We start from the raw sequence: 16870 nt of genomic DNA, 5'->3' as shown, positions 1-16870 counted from the left end.
TAATTATTTAATCTCCTCCTACCCTGATCTTGGGATCAATTGAATGCATTTTTCCTGTATTATTGATTTTAAAGGAAATCGTGTACGTGTAGTCTTTTCCGTTGGTTTTTTTTACGATAGAGCCTACTACTGTAGTTGTGCCATCTAAATCGGTTTTATTAAAAACATTGGTCCCTCTTTCATATTTAATTTTTTTTATATCTATAGCTGCACTTCCATCGGTTGATTCTCCCTTCCAAATAATTGTGTCTCCCACTTCGGCATATGTGGTGTATTCTTTTGTCGTCATACTTGGATCTTGATCAACAAATCTACAGGCTGTAGCAGGGTCTTCACCTTCATTCAGAGCTGCTACATCACAACGTAAGGTGACACCAATTTGATCTTGGGCATAAATAATTCCGGTGAAAAGAAAGGCGCAAAGTATACTTAAATAATAACGTTTCTGGTTTTTCATTTCTTAAAGGTTTAAAGATTAGTTCCTTGAAAATTAAGGCATACGGCTCTTAATTTTAAGGATTTTTGGACGAACGGACCTTATAATTGTCCTAAAGACATGTTTTATTTACCGAAAGACTTCCTACTTCGAGGTGTATATTTTTGAGCGATTATTTAGGATTTCAATCTGCGTGATATCTGTTTTTAAAAGATTCCAGTCTTCTGACTTCTCAATTGCTCCTTTTAACAAGGCAGGTTTTCCAATAAATGGCAACACCGACTGGTTTAATGGTTCACCTTCTAAATTGGTCAATAAATAATACGAAGTCTGCCCTTGTTGGTCAGTTGTGGCCAAAACGGGAGGGATTCCTCCTGAAATGCAACGTATAGCGCAGCTTCTGTGGATTTTTCCCAAGCCGGGTTTCATAACCCCGAAATAGCATTTCGGATCAATAATCTCTCCAGTAAGTATTGTATTTCCCTGACTTTTATTTTCTGGAAGGGTGGTGATTGAGCTATTTACCAAGCTTACTTTTTCATCATTCGTTATTTGAATTAATGTTTTTCCGTTGTAATAAATCAGGTTGCCTTCCAAGGAAAGAGTTTTTCCATGAAGGTTTCCTTCATCCTGCATCAGTTTTCGGATAAAAGGGTTCACACTTGATTTACCAAAACCTAAAAGTAAGATGTTTTTATAAGAATTTTCAGCTACCTGGACTCTGAGCATCGGGTAGGGATTTTCATGGTAAACCCCCCGAAGGGTGGAGACTTTGTTTAATTCAAAAGTGCTGTTAACAAAGGGTTTTTGAAAATAAGAAAATGCAAAAACACCGATAAGAACCACCAAAGAAACGACAATCATGAAAACAGTTATTGTTCTCTTTGTCTTTCTACCCATTTTGTTAGTATAACCAACATAAAATTCATCTTCAGGTTTCATATGTCAGCATTTACAAGGGGTTATTTCTGTACCTTCTTGGAAGGGAAGGGGATTCAAATAAACATTTTCTCCTTCCAGCTTCAATTGATAAGTAGCTAATTTTTCTTTAAAGGGAGGGGGTGATTGCCCGTTATGCGGCAGGTATTGATAGCCATGCCAGGGGCAGGTAATGCAGCCGTCAATAATCCTTCCTTCCCCAAGGGGCCCTCCTTGGTGTTTGCAGACATTATGAACAGCAGATAAAGTGTTATCATGCTTAAAAATGGCGATATGTTCTTTGTCAACACGACAGATTTTGGCTCTGTTTTCTGCTATATCATTTAGTTTACAAACATAGATCCAGTCTTCCATGCCAGCATTCAGGTCTTTATCTTTTCTTATTTCATTGAGACCAGAATAGATATGTAATCCTGAAATCGTCAGGAAGCCACCAATCATAAAACCCATAGTGAAGAGGGAAGTTTCTTGCTGAAAAGATCCAAGAAATACATGAAGTACAATGAGGCCATAGGCGAGATACACCATCATATGAAGTGTTTTCCAAACTGTTGAAGACAGGTTTTTGAGGAAAAAATCATGACTTGTTGATGCCATCAAAAACAATATGATTAAAGCAAGAAATCCAAGTACCTGAAATGGAAAATTAGTAACTGAATTATAATCCATGTTAGAAGTGAAAACAGAATATATTGGGTGCGTATCTCCAAGCGCATGAAACTGAAAGATGGAGAAACTTCCATGAATAAGTGCTAAAAGGAACATAATCACGCCTAAGTGTCTTCGGTTATAAAGCAATGGCATAAATCTTGAATTAATCCTGCATAAAGGTCCAATGCTCAGAATAATGTGCAGCAAAATCACAGATAATGAACCGAATGATCTTATGACCAGAGTTTCAATGCTGGTCTCCGAATTAAACATCAGGGTGATGAGTGCAAAAAGTATCAAGTACAGTATTACAACGATTAAAATGAACTTGTCATAATTCTTTTTATGCTGATTCCATTGAACCATTTGATAGGATGTGCTCATGGAAAAAGAACTTTGGTTACTGTTTTGTTTTTAATACCATCATAAATGATGATGCCTTTGATATCCGGTTCCGTTCGAAAACGATATGTCTTGTAACTGTTTAGTTGCCCTACTAATTTTAATTTGTTTCCTTCAGTATCACAAGAGTATACCAAAGAAGAAGCACTTTTTAGAGAATTCTTTAAACTTAAAGACAGTTGATCACCTTCTAATCGAATGCTTATGATGTCATTTTCAGCAACTACAGCACCTTCATGTACAGCACTTGATTCGGCAACTTTAGTTATCTGGATGTCTTTAAATTCAAGTAAATTAATGGAACCGTAAATGAACGGAGGAATAACCAGAATGATCAGAATCCAAATAATTATATGTATTTTTTTATGTGAAAAAGAGCCGTTTTGATATGTTCTAACATGAAAGATTCGATATATAAAAACGGGCCAGGTGGCAGCAAGTCCTGGCAATAAAAGAAGCCGAACCCTTTTTTTACTATCCTTTAATAGGATGTCGAATTTGGTGGCAGCAAAAAAAATAAAATAGAGTCCGAAAATCAGACCACATATAAAATAGATACTGAGTAGATATAGAAATATGTCGATAAAATAGATCATATGGAAAATATTCTCGATGAAGGATTTTATATCAAAAAAAAACAGCTTGACTTTTACATAAATATAGCGATAATATTTAGTTCGAGGTATTTATGTGGTCAATCTTGCTTAATTTTAAGGGATAAAATCCTAGTATTATGAAAAGATATTTCAATAAATTTCGATTTCTTTTAATCGCAGCTGTTTTGATTTTTGTGCTAACCGGATGTGCTCAATCTATTCCTGTGGAAAATTGCGTTGACACGGTGTCCTATGGCTTTTTTGGAGGCTTGTGGCATGGTTTTATAGCTCCATTTTCTTTTGTTGTAAGTTTGTTCATGGACAATGTTGCCTTATATGCTGTTAATAATAATGGCGGCTGGTATGATTTTGGTTTTGTGCTTGGGGCCGGTATCTTGTTTGGAGGTGGAGGTAAAGCCAGCTAAACCTGTTATTTTGATTTAAAATTTATGATGAAGAAAAAATATATCAATTGGGGCCTGTTTCTGGTTTTTGTACTATTCGCCTATTTGCAATTAAATGATCCCGATCCTGTTATATGGGTCTTGGTTTATGGAACTGTAGCCTTGTTTTTTGCGCTCTCTAATTTTATTAAAATTCCCAAAATTGTATTCTACCTGGTCATCTTGGCAATGATATTGTTCAGTTTGATGCATTTTGGTTTTTTTACTGATTGGTTAAAAAGCGATGACAAATCGGAATTGGTTGGAGAAATGGTGTATAAAAAACCTTATATCGAGGGAACCCGAGAATTTATGGGTTTGCTGATTGGGATAGTAGCCCTGGTTTATTTATCGAGGCAAAACTCAAAAGAATCATAATACCCAGCGAGGTGATTTTTCATAACTTGTTTAAAACTTTCTTAGGACGAACTTCCTATACGTCATTTAAAATCAGAAATTTAGAATTGATAATCAATTTTAAACACATTTAAAAATGATCAAATTAAAAAAGGTGCTCAGAATTTGCCTGCTGATGATCTTATTCTTTTCAGGTGCTCTTATGGCTCAGGAAAGCCAAATAGCAAAAAAATCGGTTTCAAAGACCTATGATTTGAATGGTTTGAAACCGTCGCTTATTTTTTCAAGAGCAGAAACATGGTTTACCAATGAAGTTAATGGTGAAAATAACGTGATAGAATCGGTTGATCCTGAAAGCAAGGAACTTCTTGTAAAAGGAGAAACAAAGGTCTTGTACAAGAATATTGGTAAAGAATTATATCCGAAGAGAAGTGGAATGGCTGAGGTCTTGGACGCTTATTTTGGGCATTTAATTGAAATTAAAGTTGGTGAAGACTCCTATACAATTACCTATGCAGTTACAGATATGAGAAAAGAAATGTATGGTAAAGAAGATGTGTTTTTTGATTGTATTAATTTTATAGAAGTCGATAAAGATGCCTTAAAAAACTATAATGACGATATGAATAAATTGCTAAAAGCGAATTTGGTATTCAAAAAACGTCGAGATATTTTTTTAGAAAACAGCCCTGCACAATTTGAGGAAGTGAATACTTTTCTGCTAAGTGAAGGAGAAACAAATATTTTTTCTCTTAATGAGACAGTGGTTGGTAATTAATTGAAATAAGTTTTGTTTAAATGAAATAAGCCTTAAAAAATGTTGCCTGTACTCATCTAAGTTGTTATTTTTAGCACTTTATCTATAATCTTATGCGATCTACATTTAGTTTTTCTTCACGTACCATATTGCTTTTTGTTTGTTGCTTCTTTCCACTGTTTATTCAGGCGCAAATCGTTGATGAGAATAAGAAAGATTCAACCGGAGCTTCCGTTCCAGAAGCCATTAAAGTTACCAATATAATTCAGGGGATAGAAGAGGCGAATGAGGAAATTAAAGCAACCGAAAGAAAGATCAGGTTGAGTAATTCCATCAAAAAAATTGATTCATTATATCCTCCTTTTGCAAAATTCATAGAAGACCAGGAAAGACGAAAAAGAAATTTCGTAAAGGCCAATCCCAACAGACAAAAAATAAATAATTTGATAAGAAAATGGGAAGGGTACTATGACCATTTAGGAAATTGGGAGTCGACTATTAATGAGTATGAAGAGCGAAACATAATCGTTCAGGAAATAGTCACTTTTAAGGAAAAGACCTGGGAATTAACCTATAAGAAAGCTGTTGCAGAAAAGCTTCCCTTGGAAGTCTTAACAAGTATTCGACTTGTAAGAAACGATTATAGAAAGATCAATCGACAAATCACCAATGAGAACAATGCTTTTTTGGTGTTGGAATCAAAAATAAATAACCATAAATTATTGGTTAACAAGGTTATAAGAGAATTGAATACATTGAAAAATTCTGAAGTTTATGATCTTTTTTATTTGAGACATGAGCCTTTATGGCAATCTTCTTTTAAAGATTCCGACAGAGATGATGGAGAAAAAGACGAAGTAGAATCCATAACTGAGAATATATTAGGCATCTCAAAATTTGTTAAAACCAGTGAACATAGTTTTTATTTGTACATTTTATTCGTAGGGCTTGTGGTGTTGTTAATGATCTTGTTGCGAAAAACTTTTCAAAAGTATCCATTCAATGAACAAGATGGTGACCTTCAAAATTCAAAGGACATCATATTGAACAATTCGGTTGTCAGCATGATTTTTATAGCACTGATCTTTGCCAAATTGTTTTTTACGAATACACCTATGTTATTTGGAAATATTGTCGTCTTATTGATTCTGATTCTTTCAATTCCTTTGGTGCAGCCATACATGTACAAGAGATTTAAAAAGATCGTTTATTTCATCGTCCTGTTCTTTATATTGGATACAGCGAAAACCTATATGTGGTTTTCTTCTGGTCAGTACAGAATCTATTTGTTATTGGAAGCTTTTCTGGTAGTTGGTGTTCTTGTAGCTTTTACAAGACCCTATCTTAAAACCAGAAAAATGAAAATTGGGAATTTTGGATTGTTTTTAATTCGTTTGACTCCTCTGGTCTATGCTTTGTTGTTCGTGTCAATTATTTCGAATATTCTTGGTTATACGAATTTGACGGATCTTACTTTAAAGGTAAGTACCCAAAGTGGCGTTATGACACTTGTATTTTATGGTATTCTTATGATAGCGGGAGGTATTTCAACCGGTCTGATACATTGGCATTTTAACACAAAGGGGATAGATGATGAAGAAAAAAAGTTTGCGCTTGAATTAAAATTACTTCGAATCATCAGAGTAATAGCGTTTATTGCCTGGTTTTTGTTCTTCCTGGGAATGATCGACTTGCTTACCCCACTAAATCAGTTTTTTACGGATATTCTTTCTGAACCCTATAAGTTTGGGAGTATCACCTTTACCATGGGAGATATTCTGAGGTTCATTGTTATTCTGACAGTGGCTTTTCTGTCTACAAGTATTATTTCTTTCCTGTTCGATAGCGGAGAAGTTTCTTTTAAGGTGATTAAGCTGCCTAAAGGAGTTCCTGCAGCGATTTCCTTGGTGTTAAGATATTTTATTATTGGCTTTGGAATTGTATTGGCATTATCGTCCTTGGGTATAGATTTGAGTAAATTTAACCTGATGGCTGGAGCTCTTGGTTTAGGTATTGGTTTTGGTTTGCAAACGGTTATTTCGAATTTTGTTTCAGGTTTGATTCTTGTGTTTGAGCGTCCCATACATGTTGGAGATACAGTAGAGGTAAACAATCTATTGGGAACGGTCAACAGAATTGGTGTTCGTTCATCAAGCATTATTACTTTCGATGGTGCAGAGGTTGTTGTGCCTAATAACAATCTGATTGCCAATGATCTGATTAACTGGACTCTTTCAGATAGTATAAAGCGTGTTGAAATATTAATTGGAACTACCTATGGCTCTGACCCCAATCAAATTTTAGAGATTCTCATGAAAGCGGCCATGAGTAGTAAATATACTTTAAAGAATCCTGCTCCTCAGGCATTGTTTAGTCAGTTTGGAGAGAGTTCCTTAGATTTTAAACTGCGTTTTTGGGTACATTATGAGGTGGGTTTGCAAGCAAAAAGTGATGTTTCAATCGAGGTGTATAATCAATTTGCAAAACAGGGGATTGAAATCCCATTTCCACAGCGCGATTTACATATCAAAGATTTGCCCGCCACGAATGGAGATCAGAAAATATTGCCAAAGTCAGCACCCGACTCGGAATCGCTAAAATAGTTTTTTTTCGATTGATTTTTATTTTATTTATTCTTTTAAGTTGTTGATTGTCTTGAGGATAATTGGTAAATTTGATGCTGCCCGGTAAAGAGGGTGCACATTGAAAATATACAATTGATATCCTCTTTTTTTTTGGCAAATTATAGAGTATTAAATATTTAAAGATTAAATTATGGGATTAAAAAAGAAAGCCTGGAAAGGCCTGTTGTTATTAGGGGTTTTGGCCTTGATTATTCAAGGATTTTCAAAGATTGAATTTGAACCTAAAGATGATTTTATAGGATTGCAATTGTGGTCGGTGAAAGATGATATGAAAAATGATCCCAAGGCAACGGTGGCCAAAGTAGGTGCTATGGGATATAAATTCGTCGAAGCGGCAGGCTATGCTGATGGAAAGTTTTATGGAATGTCCCCTGTTGAATTCAAAAAGTTGTGTGAAGATAGCGGTTTGCAATTTTTAGGATCGCATACAGGACAAAATCTACCATCGAAGGAGCGATGGGATGAAACCATGGCATGGTGGGATAAAGCCATAGATGCACATGCAGCAGCAGGTGTTACATGGATTGTTCAGCCTTGGATGGGCGGCGAAGGGTATGCCAGTCTGGATGGCTTAAAAAAGTATATGGAATATTTTAACGCAGTGGGTGCAAAATGTAAGGCCAAAGGAATTTATTTTGGCTATCATAACCATGATAAAGAGTTTACAACAGAATTTGATGGCAAACCAGTATTTGATCATATGATTGAATTAAGTGATCCTGATAAAATGATGTTTCAACTGGACCTGTATTGGATTAATCATGGAGGCAAGGATCCTTTGAAATATTTTGAAAAGTATCCAGGTCGTTTCATGTTATGGCATATTAAGGATGAAACAGAACTTGGAGAAAGCGGTACAATGGATTTTAATACGATTTTTAAACATAAGAAAGAGTCTGGGCTTAAATATGGTATCGTGGAGGTTGAAAAATACAACTTTACACCTCTAGAAAGTGTTCAAAAAAGTTTGGAATATATGAGGACGACCAATTATTAAGTATTTCTCAAATAAGATAAAGCCCGGTCTAAACCGGGCTTTTTTTATGATTGGCTTTTAATGAATTCTGCAGGGGTTAAATTGGTAAACTTTTTAAACGACTTATAAAAGGTAGATTTGGAATTAAAACCCGATTCCAATCCAATGGAAACGATGGTGTAATTTGAGTATTCTGGTTCTACAATTAATTGTTTGGCCTGATGAACGCGAAATTGGTTGATATAATCAGAAAAATTGGAGGAACCATAATTATTGATTAGAAAAGAAAGGTATCCTGCACTGATTCCTAAAGAGCTTGCTAAACTTTCAAGACTCAGACTCGGATCAAGAAACAATTTTTTTTCTTGAACCAACGAGTCAATTTTAGTAAATAATTCGAGTTGCTTTCTGGACTGTATTTTATCTATTTCCCTTTCTTTCTCATTCAGCAGGGACTCAAAATTTGTAGTCTCAAGGCCTTTCTTAATATTGGCCCTCAGTTCAATTCTATCCTCCATAATTCGGAATCTGAATAAGCCTTTAAAGCCAATCCAGTAGATCAAAATCGTTGTGCTCAATCGCAAAGGGTAGTAAACTACAGGGGAGTTGTTCAAAGGGTCATTCAGGTTGATAATGATGGCAATGACCCAAATAAAAATAATCATCCCAGCCAAGTTAAAGAAGTGTTTGATCCATGTCAGATCATCATATAGAAGGACAAACTTAAATGCTTCTTTACCTCTGTTGAAAATAAGGAGGGACTGAATAAAAACAATGAGAGTGTATAAAAATCCGATTACTTCCTCCACATTCCCATATTTCATGATCAGTATTCTCAGTTGATCTTCACTATATTCATTTAGCTGTCCGTAGCCTATAAGTACTAATCTGGCTACGATAAATCCACTGAAAAAAACGAGGGTACTGGTCAGGAATGGTTTTAATTTTTTTGACAGCTTCAAATAATATATCAAGAAGATATAAAACATAGGCATACACATAAAATACCATGGAATTCTTAAGAATTTTATATAGACAATATCACTGATAAACCCCATGTCAATGAGCCAGGCCTGAAGATTGTTAAGCGTAATAAACAATACCTGTAAATTCAGATATAGAATGGGTTTTTCGGTTTTTCTTTTTAAAAAGAATAATACGGTACAAAAGATTAATCCATAAATAACGCCGGTCAGAAATAAAATATTAAAAAGATCAATAAGGGATAATTGACTTTGCATTGATTGGATAATTCGTCGTTCTAAGATATTAAAAAAAAATAAGACCTTCATTTTGAGGTGAATAATCTCTAAGGTATGCTCGATACGGATGACCTAAAAGATTTTTTATAGTCCTAATTTTAAAGATTTTGATGATTTGGGATGCTTAGGTTGGTTTTAGAAAATAGATTTGAATGTAGAATGTAAAACCTATCAGCATGAAAGCAATTCTTTTTATTTCAATGGTTATTTTTGGCACATACCAATTGTTCTCTCAAGAGGAACAGAAAGACAAAAAAGTTTTTATTATGTGGGTAAAACTGAACAATGGAGAAACTATTAAAGGTTATCTTTCGCAGCGTAAAGATTCATCAATAACGGTTCTTTACTTAGAAGGTACAAAAAGGGAGGATTTTAAGATTGCAGAAATAGAACGCTTGAAATTTAGAAGAAAAGGAAGAGTGGGACGTGGAATTGGATACGGTGCAGCCGGAGGACTTCTTGTGGGAGCTGTTGCAGGATTAACCACCGGTGAAGACTCATTTTTTGGTGGTAGAGAAGGAGCTGCTGCAGCTTATGGCTTGGGATTGATTCCAATTGGGGCGATAACAGGGGGACTAATAGGTTCTATTAAAAAAACATATACTATTTCTGGCAACCAGAAGAATTATGAAATTGTAAAGAATGAATTGTTTGAATATGAAAAATAAACTGAATACATGCGAAAAATTATCATGAAATACCTTGGTTTGACATTGATACTGATGTTTACCTCTTTTATATCGAAAGGACAGGAAACATTGGATCTGATCACTGTATCGGGACGCTATGGCTTCCCGCAGGCCTATGATTCCATTTATCAAAGTAAAGCAACGGAGTATGGCGCTATGGCATCCTTAGTGGCTCCTATAGAAATGAACGAACGCTCTATCTGGTATAACAGTGTTAATTATTTTTATTGGCATGTAGGTAACGACGAAGAAACGCCTCCGGAAATTATGAATCCCATAGATATTCATGGTTTTATTTTGAGAACGGGTTTGTATCAGAAGTTTTCGGAAGGAAGAGGACTTCAGGTATTCTTAGCACCCAGATTCATGTCTGACTTTAAAAATGTAGATATAGATCATTTTCAAATGGGAGCATTGGTATTGTACGAAAAGAAATATAAGGAAGGTCTTAAGTTAGGATATGGAGCCATGTACAACCAAGAACTTTTCGGCCCTTATTTGGTGCCTTTGATCAATGTGGATTGGAAAATTTCTGAAAAATGGTCAATGAATGGTCTTTACCCGGTGTATGGGAAGGTAAAGTATCAGGCAAATGAGCGATTGTCTGCAGGCTGGAGTCATTTTGGTTTAATTACAACTTACAGGCTCGGTGATGAAGCGTATCAAGGAGATTATATTGAAAGAAAGAGTATCGATGAATCTATTTTTGTCAGGTACAAACTTGTTGGCGATATTTATGTAGAGGGTAGAATCGGGTATGCTCTGGGACGGAGTTATGCGCAATATGAGGAGGATCAAAAAGTTGATTTTAGTATTCCGCTGGTCGGATTTGGTGATAATCGAGTACAGAAGAATATTTCTTTTCGGGATGGTGCCATTGCCAGTTTAAGATTTGTTTATAGCATCTCGCTTAAAGACAGGGAACAGTCAAATTAAGAAGCATATTTAAATCTAAAAAAAAATGGTCCGATAATTGTTTAGTTAATGTAAAACCTACTATTATGAAAAAAATTTACGCATTACTGTTATTTTCTATTGTTTTAATGTCCTGTGAAGGGACAGTTGGACCTCCCGGTCCAGTAGGCCCTCCCGGAGCTCCAGGTGAAGATGGTGCGGATGGATTTATCGGTCAGGTGATAGAAGTTGAGGCTGATTTGAACGCAGACATGAACTTTGAATATTTTGTGGAAATCCCAAGCGATATTGAGGTTTTTGAAAGTGATATCATAGTAGTATACCGATTGATGGAAGTGTTTGAAGATTTGGATGTTTGGGAGCCGCTTCCTCAGACAATATTTAGAGATAATGGCATTTTATTGTACACATTTGACTATACTTTATTTGATGTGCGATTATTTCTGGATGGAACGGTGGATTTTGGAAAACTGGATCCGAATGATACTGACGGGTTAATTTTTAGAATAGCCATCTTGCCTGCTGATTTTGCCAAAGGCATCAATTTAAAGAATATGGATGATGTTTTAAAAGCTGTCAACGTTGATAGTGTAAGGCGTATCAACTGATAAGAAGTAGCTTCTTTTGGATAAAATGTATAGACAAACCTATCTGGTAATTAGATAGGTTTTTTTTATGTAGAAAGAATCTTTCGAATTGTTTGGAGTCATGAATAAAATAGTACTTTTATGATGGAAGTGTTGAAAGGATTTTATTCATTTCAAATCTTTCTTTTTTCAAAAGTTAATTCATATTTATTCAATAAGCACTCGCAATGAAAACCCTAAAAAGCCTTAGTATATTTATTTTGTTGATTTCTTTGATTTCCTGCAAGCCTTCTTCAAACAAAGATGCGTCAAACGCAAAAGGCGAAACTGATCTGCCTCGTGTTGCAATTGCTGGAATTGCCATAGAATCCAGCACATTTTCGCCTGCCCTAACTCAGGAAGAAGCCTTTCATGCAAAAACTGGTACTGCAGTATTTGATTATTACCCATTTCTGTCAACTGATTCAGTTAACAGAGGCAGAGCAGTTTGGTTTCCTACGATTAAAGGACATGCCTTGCCGGGAGGAACCGTTACCAAGGAGGCTTATGAGTCCTTATTAGGTAAAACACTGGAAATGTTGAAAAAGAATTTACCTTACGATGGGTTGTTTCTTGATATTCACGGGGCCATGAGTGTCGTGGGGATGGATGATGCAGAAGGAGATTTTATTTCGAGAATACGTGAGGTTGTGGGTTACCAAACTCTTATTTCAACATCGATGGATCTGCATGGGAATGTCTCTGAAACACTAGCTAAAAACAGTGATCTGATTACCTGTTATCGAATGGCACCACATGAAGATGCTATTCAATCTAAAAAGAGAGCCCTGGAGAATCTCTTAGATCGTCTTGAAAGCGGCTTGGGCAAACCAAAATTTAAGGCCTGGATTCCAGTCCCAATATTGTTGCCCGGTGAAAAAACAAGCACAAGAATTGAACCAGGAAAAAGTCTGTATGCTCAGGTAGATCCTATTACGAAACGAGATGGAGTTATTGACGCGGCAATCTGGATTGGCTATGCCTGGGCTGATGAGCCCAGAAATCATGCTGTAGTGATGGTTACCGGAGATAATCAAGAGGCAGTATCAAAGGGAGCAGAAGAATTGGCTGAAAGATTTTGGGAAGTCAGAAATGATTTTGTTTTTGTGGCACCGACCGCAACTTTAGAGGAAAGCTTAAAACTGGCGTTTTCCAGTAAAAAGAAGCCTTACATAATCAGCGATATGGGAGATAACCCAACGGCTGGAGGAGCAGGAGATGTTACCTGGACCTTGGAAAAATTATTAAACAGGTCTGAATTCAAATCTGACAATGGCAAGTCTTTGATATATGCTTCGATTCCAGGGCCGGAATTCGTTGAGAAAGCCATGGAGGTTGGGCTAGGAGGAGAGGTGGATGCTTTTGCAGGAGCCGCGGTTGATAATAGATTTGCACCACCTATCAGATTGAAAGGAACGATTACCGCCATAGAAAAAGGAGATAAAAATGCTGAGGTTGAGGTGGTCGTAAAAGTAGGTTCGGCATCCGTTATTGTAACGAAAAAGAGAAAGCCTTATCATAGAGAAAGTGATTTTACAGATTTAGGTCTGGATCCTAGAAATTCAGATATTCTTGTTGTAAAAATAGGGTATCTGGTACCTGAATTGTACAATATGAGGGGTGATTGGAACATGGCCCTGACTCCGGGAGGTGTCGATCAGGATTTGGAAAGATTAGGTTATCAAAGAATTAAAAGACCCATGTTTCCGCTGGATGAGAATATGGAGCATCCTGATCTGAGCGCACGATTTATGGCTGAGTCAGGTAAATAAAAAAAGAACCAGTTGCCTGTTGACAACTGGTACTCGGGGGAAATAACTAGCTTCTCGTTTTCTAACGTAGTTATGTGTTGAATTTACCCAAAGAAAGGCAAGTTATTTTTAACATGCCTCGACTGAGAAAATTCTTTGGATCTTTACAACCTGGATTCAAATTTTTGAACTGGTTTGGTGCTGGATGAATTTCTTCGAATCCGGCTTTCAATTTTCTGTAAGAAACGTTTAATTTCTTCTCTGTTGGGTGAATGTATTTGTATCATAGCAATCGTATTTATGCCTTAGTGTAAATAATTGTAAAAAGTAAACATGTTTACTTTCAACTTTTCACTATTTTTTTAAATACAATTCAATTATTTTATAATCAGCGATTTAGATTACAAAATAAACACTTAGAATTCTTCTGTGTTGTCAATGCCTTCAATTTTTAATTTTGAAAGATTGGTTTCTAACTCAAGGAGAAATATTTTTAGCTCTAAAGAGTGGATGAGCAAATCCTTGTACTGTACCTTTTTCATAAATAGCAAAATTCTTTTTATATCCAATGGATAAGTTTCTATAGCAATTAGAAATTATATAACGATTCATTTAAGGGATTAGTATTATAAAAAGTCTGGAATTGCATAAGTTTATTATTGTGTTGAGATGCATATTATTTTTTGAATTTGTTCAGGCTTAGGAGTCTGCGCCTGTCATTTAAGAATGAAAAGAAAATAAAATACCCTAGAAATGAGTATCTTAGGGATTCATATAATGGAGTGATTTATTCTTTAGATAATGAAATCTTATTTTATTCGAGTCGTTTGCTGTCTTTTTCCCTGCATCTTGATGGGTCAGAATTTTGTGGAAATAAGTGAGTTGGATCAAGAGGTGTCTGAAACCTCAGGATTGATCTATTTTGATGAGCATTTGATCACACATAATGATTCGGGTGGTTTAAACAGTCTCTACGTGTTAGACGAGAAAACAGGAGAGGTAGTGAGAACAGTTGTTGTAGAGAATGCAAACAATAGGGATTGGGAGGATCTGGCCCAGGATTCAGATTATATTTATATCGGGGATTTTGGCAATCAAAATGGAGACAGATCAGATTTAAAAGTCTATAAAATTTCGAAAAAATCCTTTTTGGCGTCGGATCAGGTCGAAGCCGAAATTATTGAATTTAACTATAGTGACCAGGAGGGTTTGGTTCGGGATCCTCAAAATACAAATTATGATGCGGAGGCGCTTATAGCGCTCAATGATGCGCTTTATATTTTTACTAAAAACTGGATTGATACAAAAACCAATGTTTATAAATTATCCAAGGAACCAGGAAAGTATTCTTTGGAAAGAATTGATCAGATTGATGTTGAAGGTCTGATTACGGGAGCTACCATAAATAAAAGTCAGCATAAAGTGGTTTTATCAGGTTACGAAACTATTAATGCTTTTGCAGTTGAACTTAGAGGCTTTTCCCAAGGAAAGTTTTCCAATGGAGTTGTTGACAAGTATACATTAAATCTTCCTTTTAACCAGTCGTATCAGATAGAGTCGATTGCTTTTATGGAGGATTTTAATTATTATCTGAGCTCGGAAAAAAACAGACTCGGTGAAGCAACCTTGTATTTGCTGACTTCTACAACGCTTGGACTAAGCACTATCGAAGCCTCAACATACAGGGTATTTCCCAACCCTGCATCGACCATGATTCAAATACAGCACGATGAGCCTTTAATAGCAATTCAGATATATAATCTTTTGGGACAGGTTATGTATGAAGATTATAGCCGAAGCAATCAAATTGAATTAGATCAATTTGAAAGAGGTGTGTATGTTATGAAGGTTGTTTCCGAAAGAGGATCTCAGTCCATCAAATTTCTAAAAGAATAATTTCTAATTGAGTTTGTACTCTTTGATCGGTACGATCAATACAGGAATATTAGTCTTTTTTAAAACTCCCTTGGAGATGCTTCCAAAGAAGAGCTGGTAAAAGATGCTATGGTCATGATGGCCGGTAATTATGAGATCTATTTCCAGCTTATCTGCCTTCTCAAGTATCATTTCTATGGTCGCACCGCTTATTAACAGACCTTCGCACTGTTGGCCCTTTAATCTTATTTTCGCTGCATAGTCATTGAGCAAACGATGTTCTTTTCTCAGTTCTTCGGCCCTGGATTCTCGTATGTATTGCGGACCCACGCCAAACCCTACAAATTCGGGCTCAGGAGAAGCTACATGTAAAAGCCATATTTTAGCTTTAAAAGCCATTGAAAATTCAAGCGCTTTATTCATTAAAACCTTTTCACTGTCGTTAAAATCGATGGGAACCAGAATATTTTTCATGAGCTTGGTATTTAAATTTGTTCCTGACTATGTTTTCATAGTGAGTCTTTTAATATAAATAAGACCAAGTTATTTTTAAATGATTTGAATCAACAATCCCAATGACCTGCATCACAATCTAGTTTCTATGAATTGTGGTGGCATCGCTCTGAGCAGCTGGAAAAATTGTCATATCTGCAATTTGAACATGGGCAGGTACATTCACACAATAATAAATGCTATCGGCAATATCATCTGCCAGTAAAGGTGAGTAATTTTCATATACTTTATCCGCCTTCACCTTATCTCCTTTAAAGCGAACTGTTGAAAATTCGGTATCCACAGCCCCTGGTGCAATGTTACAAACTCGGATTCCATGAGGGACCAGTTCCAGTCGCATACCTTTGCTAATGGCCTCAACGCCAGATTTACTGGCACAATAGACCATGCCTTTAGCATAGGTCTGTTTCCCTGCAATGGAGCTAATATTAATAATCTGTCCTTTATTTCTTTTTATCATGCCCGGGATAACAAATTTGGATACATAGAGCAGTCCTTTTACATTGAAGTCAATCATTCGTTCCCAATCATCAATTTTGCCATGCTCAAAAAGGTCCAGGCCATGAGCACCTCCGGCATTGTTAACAAGAATATCAATATTTTCCCAGGGACTTCCCAGACCTTGGATGTTTCTTTTAACCGCATCCTGGTCCCCGACATCAAAACAGAGAGTAGTAACAGCAACAAATTCACTTAATTCTTTTTTGAGTTGTTCCAAACGATCCTTTCTCCTGCCACATAGTATTAAACGTATCTTGTTTTGGGCAAACCTAATTGCCGTTGCTTTACCTATGCCTGAAGTGGCGCCTGTTATCAATGCTATTTTAGTCATGTTTTTTGTTTGAAACGTTATTGAATCAGTCCGTCTTGAATACGTGAAATTAAGATTATTATTTTAAGTGAGAAAGGGTCGTATGGCTTTCTTGGAAATTGAAACTTCCTTTATAAAAAGAAGCCAGTATCAGATGATACTGGCTTTATGACTTTGGTTAAGTCACTTCTCAAAATATTGGGGGAATATCAAATATACTTTAGTA

At 36.0% G+C, this 16870-nt stretch carries 18 protein-coding genes; 10 read left to right on the top strand and 8 right to left on the bottom strand.

All coding sequences use genetic code 11. The features are described from left to right. Positions 1–7 precede the first annotated feature (7 nt). From ACR2MV_RS07675 to ACR2MV_RS07660, 4 genes are all read right to left on the bottom strand, one after another. A complete protein-coding gene (locus ACR2MV_RS07675; protein WP_434021323.1) occupies positions 8–457 on the bottom strand; it encodes a hypothetical protein in 450 nt (149 codons plus the stop codon). A 123-nt stretch (positions 458–580) separates the two neighbouring features. Next, positions 581–1378 (bottom strand): hypothetical protein, encoded by a 798-nt coding sequence (locus ACR2MV_RS07670; RefSeq protein WP_434021322.1) that lies wholly within the window; start codon positions 1376–1378, stop codon positions 581–583. A gap of 3 nt (positions 1379–1381) precedes the next feature. Continuing rightward, the gene (locus ACR2MV_RS07665) at positions 1382–2410 is read right to left on the bottom strand and encodes a Rieske 2Fe-2S domain-containing protein (protein ID WP_434021321.1); all 1029 of its coding nucleotides are present in this window, start codon (positions 2408–2410) and stop codon (positions 1382–1384) included. Further along, positions 2407–3024: a hypothetical protein gene (locus ACR2MV_RS07660; RefSeq protein ID WP_434021320.1), complete on the bottom strand. Its 618-nt coding sequence runs from the start codon at positions 3022–3024 to the stop codon at positions 2407–2409. The genes ACR2MV_RS07665 and ACR2MV_RS07660 overlap by 4 nt, the downstream gene beginning before the upstream one ends. A 137-nt stretch (positions 3025–3161) precedes the next feature. Between ACR2MV_RS07660 and ACR2MV_RS07655 the strand changes: the two genes are divergently transcribed. The 5 genes from ACR2MV_RS07655 (at position 3162) to ACR2MV_RS07635 (ending at position 8223) form a co-directional block, all read left to right on the top strand. Continuing rightward, positions 3162–3449 (top strand): hypothetical protein, encoded by a 288-nt coding sequence (locus ACR2MV_RS07655; RefSeq protein WP_434021319.1) that lies wholly within the window; start codon positions 3162–3164, stop codon positions 3447–3449. A 24-nt stretch (positions 3450–3473) separates the two neighbouring features. Beyond that, positions 3474–3845: a transmembrane 220 family protein gene (locus tag ACR2MV_RS07650; protein ID WP_434021318.1), complete on the top strand. Its 372-nt coding sequence runs from the start codon at positions 3474–3476 to the stop codon at positions 3843–3845. Between the two features lie 115 nt (positions 3846–3960). Next, a complete protein-coding gene (locus ACR2MV_RS07645) occupies positions 3961–4602 on the top strand; it encodes a DUF4468 domain-containing protein (protein ID WP_434021317.1) in 642 nt (213 codons plus the stop codon). Positions 4603–4694: 92 nt separating this feature from the next. Then, positions 4695–7184 (top strand): mechanosensitive ion channel domain-containing protein, encoded by a 2490-nt coding sequence (locus ACR2MV_RS07640; protein ID WP_434021316.1) that lies wholly within the window; start codon positions 4695–4697, stop codon positions 7182–7184. Between the two features lie 172 nt (positions 7185–7356). Beyond that, positions 7357–8223 carry a sugar phosphate isomerase/epimerase family protein gene (locus ACR2MV_RS07635; RefSeq protein ID WP_434021315.1) on the top strand — a complete coding sequence of 289 codons (867 nt, stop codon included), beginning with the start codon at positions 7357–7359 and terminating at the stop codon, positions 8221–8223. A 44-nt stretch (positions 8224–8267) separates the two neighbouring features. Here ACR2MV_RS07635 and ACR2MV_RS07630 read toward each other — a convergent pair whose 3' ends face one another. Continuing rightward, entirely contained in the window at positions 8268–9443 is a 1176-nt protein-coding gene (locus ACR2MV_RS07630) for a helix-turn-helix domain-containing protein (protein ID WP_434021314.1), read from the bottom strand. Positions 9444–9640: 197 nt separating this feature from the next. Between ACR2MV_RS07630 and ACR2MV_RS07625 the strand changes: the two genes are divergently transcribed. From ACR2MV_RS07625 to ACR2MV_RS07610, 4 genes are all read left to right on the top strand, one after another. Continuing rightward, on the top strand, positions 9641–10132 hold the full coding sequence (locus ACR2MV_RS07625; RefSeq protein ID WP_434021313.1) for a hypothetical protein: 492 nt from the start codon (positions 9641–9643) through the stop codon (positions 10130–10132). 9 nt (positions 10133–10141) lie between these two features. Beyond that, a complete protein-coding gene (locus ACR2MV_RS07620) occupies positions 10142–11089 on the top strand; it encodes a DUF6268 family outer membrane beta-barrel protein (protein WP_434021312.1) in 948 nt (315 codons plus the stop codon). A gap of 65 nt (positions 11090–11154) precedes the next feature. Then, entirely contained in the window at positions 11155–11676 is a 522-nt protein-coding gene (locus ACR2MV_RS07615) for a collagen-like protein (RefSeq protein WP_434021311.1), read from the top strand. A 206-nt stretch (positions 11677–11882) separates the two neighbouring features. Next, positions 11883–13466, top strand: a complete 1584-nt coding sequence (locus tag ACR2MV_RS07610; protein WP_434021310.1) for a M81 family metallopeptidase — start codon at positions 11883–11885, stop codon at positions 13464–13466. Positions 13467–13861: 395 nt separating this feature from the next. On the opposite strand, the gene ACR2MV_RS07605 is transcribed toward ACR2MV_RS07610, so the two are convergent. After that, a complete protein-coding gene (locus ACR2MV_RS07605; protein WP_434021309.1) occupies positions 13862–13987 on the bottom strand; it encodes a hypothetical protein in 126 nt (41 codons plus the stop codon). 259 nt (positions 13988–14246) lie between these two features. Here ACR2MV_RS07605 and ACR2MV_RS07600 point away from each other — a divergent pair, with 259 nt between their 5' ends. Further along, positions 14247–15341, top strand: a complete 1095-nt coding sequence (locus tag ACR2MV_RS07600; protein WP_434021308.1) for a T9SS type A sorting domain-containing protein — start codon at positions 14247–14249, stop codon at positions 15339–15341. Positions 15342–15344: 3 nt separating this feature from the next. Here ACR2MV_RS07600 and ACR2MV_RS07595 read toward each other — a convergent pair whose 3' ends face one another. After that, on the bottom strand, positions 15345–15794 hold the full coding sequence (locus tag ACR2MV_RS07595) for a universal stress protein (protein WP_434021307.1): 450 nt from the start codon (positions 15792–15794) through the stop codon (positions 15345–15347). A gap of 118 nt (positions 15795–15912) precedes the next feature. Beyond that, positions 15913–16665, bottom strand: a complete 753-nt coding sequence (locus ACR2MV_RS07590; RefSeq protein ID WP_434021306.1) for an SDR family NAD(P)-dependent oxidoreductase — start codon at positions 16663–16665, stop codon at positions 15913–15915. Between the last annotated feature and the right edge of the window lie 205 nt (positions 16666–16870).

Source organism: Lutimonas sp. (genome assembly GCF_051011215.1).
Lineage (GTDB): Bacteria > Bacteroidota > Bacteroidia > Flavobacteriales > Flavobacteriaceae > Lutimonas.
The sequence above is the reverse complement of the archived record's forward strand: the minus strand, read 5'-3'. Positions and strand labels throughout refer to the sequence as shown.